At 44.7% G+C, this 275-nt stretch carries 1 protein-coding gene; it reads right to left on the reverse strand.

The window, feature by feature from the left end:
* Positions 1 to 224, reverse strand: a 224-nt coding sequence (locus tag PZC42_RS24570) for a hypothetical protein (protein ID WP_277214107.1), incomplete at its 3' end; no start/stop codon positions are given.
* Positions 225 to 275: the final 51 nt, after the last annotated feature.

Consider the following 275-nt stretch of genomic DNA (forward strand, 5'->3'; position numbering starts at 1 on the left):
TGAGAAGGCACAGACCATTCCTGCTGCAATTCAGCTTCATGGCTTCCTGATTTCAGTGGTGTAACAGCCATGTAGAGTGAAAATGCAACAGAGACACAAGCCACCGTGATGAGAACCGTAGATGGAAACACCACAGGGCTTCCAGTATTCCCTTTCAGAGTGTTCAGCCAACCACTGTCACCAAACAGCATTTCTGCCATAAAGATGATATTCGAAAACAGCATGAGGAGAAATGCAAGAAATGTTAATATCTCCAGATGCAAAGACACTCTGTG

The sequence above is a fragment of the Isoptericola croceus genome (assembly GCF_029382255.1).
GTDB lineage: Bacteria > Actinomycetota > Actinomycetes > Actinomycetales > Cellulomonadaceae > Isoptericola > Isoptericola croceus.